General features: G+C 54.6%; 1 protein-coding gene and 2 pseudogenes. 1 reads left to right on the plus strand and 2 read right to left on the minus strand.

The features are described from left to right. Nucleotides 1-218, plus strand: a pseudogene (locus tag AC1DLB_RS27105) (integrase); the annotation flags it as partial. Between the two features lie 1,505 nt (nucleotides 219-1,723). Here the strand turns inward: AC1DLB_RS27105 and AC1DLB_RS27110 are convergent. Then, a complete protein-coding gene (locus tag AC1DLB_RS27110) occupies nucleotides 1,724-2,260 on the minus strand; it encodes a dihydrofolate reductase family protein (protein ID WP_018927610.1) in 537 nt (178 codons plus the stop codon). Nucleotides 2,261-2,428: 168 nt separating this feature from the next. Then, a pseudogene (locus AC1DLB_RS27115) lies at nucleotides 2,429-2,667 on the minus strand (TetR/AcrR family transcriptional regulator); the annotation flags it as partial.

Genomic DNA, 2,667 nt, shown 5'->3' on the forward strand with positions numbered 1-2,667 from the left:
GGGTTGACGTATGTAGCGGCTCTGGCACGGAGGAGGTGCCGAGCTTCCATGAAGTGCGGGCGCTGTCGCTGCACCTGTGGAAGAACGCCGGAAACGATGGACAGAAGATCGCAGGGCACGCGAGCGAGGGCATGACCAAAAACTACCAGCGGGACCACGAGAAAATCGTCCGGCCTGAGGCGATACCGGATCTGAATATCAGCGAAATCACTGGGTAGTTTTGCGTAGACCTGAAACGAGAAGGGGGACCAAGCCACTAAGCGCTTGATCTCCTCACGAAATATGGTCGGGACGGAGTGATTCGAACACTCGACCCCTAGCACCTCATGCCGGGGACTGTAACGACCTAAGCTATTGTTTTAGAACGAATATGACCACCTTTAAGAGTGGCAAAACATTCGATTTTTTGTGCTTATGCAAACGGAAACACGCGGCCTCCAGAGGAGGTTTTGCGCAAGCCACCGCAGGAGAATGACGAGGTGACATTGCGAAACTTTCTGCATCCGCTAGAACTTCGAGATGGCGTAGAATTGTCTGCCCGTCACCTCGAGGAAGGGACATGGCTGTAATCACGAAGAGTGACTTGGTGTACAAGTACACTTGGTCGGCAGATCAAGGCGACAACCCGCATTACACCGGGTTGCTGGATCGCGACAAGGTAGACCGGGACGAGGGACACGAGGTTGTACATTTTCCGACAGTAGTGCCCTCCCTTCCAGGCGTTCTGCCGACCTGACCCCCAAGCCCCTAGTTTGCCCCTGCCCTTAAGCACCAGCCAAAAAACCGAGTATTCAGCGTGTTTTTTCCTCCTACAGACCAAGCGCCGGATATGTATTAACCCTGATACATGAAAGGTTATTATTTGACGCTTTTCTAACAGAGGCACATTGCTATGATCCCGGCAAACTCCACTGCTAGAGGCTCTGAAGTGAAATTAACACCTGCCGAAAAGACCAAGTCTCGGGGTTGGGAATGGGCCTATAAAAAAATCCGGAGTTTTGGTTGCTCTCGAAGAACGGCCCTCTACAGGGCAAGCCTCTATGCTCTTCGAGGTGACTCGGGAGGTTTCTCAAGCGAGCGGAGCTTGCAAAGATTCCGACTACGGCGTTAACCAAGCTGGTCATCACCGGTACGCCATGGCTCGACCCGACCCCCCTTCGGGCTGCAGGGCTGCGGCCACAAAGACAACCCTGACTACAAGACCGGCGCCTGCAAGATCACCATCAACTGCTAAGACAAGCGTTGGAACTCCTTCTCGGGGCGGCATGGGGCCGCGTACGGTGGCCGAGTAGGTCCCTTGATCTCCCCCGACGGCCTCACGCTGGCGTCACACATTCCGCCGCCGACGATGACACCCCGCCCGAACCAATGACATGCATGACCGACTCGACCTGCCAAAGTCTGTTCGCGCTGGCGCGATGGTTGCGCATATCGATCCGCCCCTCGGCGACCATTCCAGGCGTCAGCGGCCGAGTGATGGACATGGTCGATCTGAGCCACGCCCCTGGGCACCACTACCAGGCGACCGTCGACCGACTTCGCCACGGCGCCCAGTTCACGTGCCAAACGCGTCAGTAGGTTCATATCGGATTCGGCGCGCTGGTCGATATGGCTGAAAACATGCTTTGCCAGCTCCGGCGCTACGGCCGCAATGTAGCATGCTCCTTGGCCATCTTGGCGACCAGAGCGCCCAGCGTTTTGGATCGGGCCTCCCTCCGGAAAATCAAGGAACCAACTGATAGGTTGACTGCACTAGACCGGAAGGAAAACACCGGCTATTTACTAGCTTCAATTCAATGTCCTGCGTAAGGGCCCCGAACAATGGTCTTCCCGACCCAATCAGCACGGGAACAGTGGTGATCACCATATCGGCGACTAACCCGTCACGCAGGAATGACTGCACCAATTGCCCGCCATCGACATAGACTCGATGCACACCTTGCCTCGCCAGTTCCGCCAGCAGGTCTGAAGGAGTGAGGTTGGAAAAACGCACTTTTCCCTCTAGCGCATTAGGCACCTGTGAATCGGCCAACTGTTGAGACAACACGATTACTGGCAGGTCGTAGAACCAAGTGTCGAAGGTCAGCACTTTCTCATAGCTCCCCCTCCCCATCACGATAGCATCCTTATCGGCGATGAAGCCCAGGTAGCCGTGATCCTCACTCTGATCATCGCGCTGCAATAGCCAGTCAATGTCACCGTCGGACCTGGCGATATAGCCATCTAGACTGATGGCGATGAAAACATGTGCAGTAGTCATAGAAGTTTCCTTATTCAGACGACGCATGACTGACCGCAAAGAGGATAGCAAAACTAATATATAGCTAAATTTCTTAGCTGGTTTTCTACAAATCCCGCTCAAATCAAATGGGTCAAAAAAACCGTGTAGCGTATTTTGATCGCGCGAATAGGCCGTTCACGCTTTGAATTAATCTTCCTTCAACACCGGTTCAACGTCATCGACCGGCAACGAAGCCAACATTTCAGCGCGACAAACCTCAAGGATCTCATCCGCGAGTGCAGAACCATCCGGGCAGGCACGCGACAAAATAATCGCGCCGACAGCACGAGACAGCAGGTCGATCATTTTCTTTCTCCCCTCTCCCGCCTCGGCATCCGGTCCCGTCGGATATTTCTCTCCCAGCGTTTGCAGGGTGTGTTCAATGC

The organism is Pseudomonas sp. 05N434, from assembly GCF_056396965.1.

Bases quoted from the DNA above. Each gene is read 5' to 3' on its own strand.
- AC1DLB_RS27110 (WP_018927610.1), bottom strand. From the start codon at position 2,260: ATGACTACTGCACATGTTTTCATCGCCATCAGTCTAGATGGCTATATC.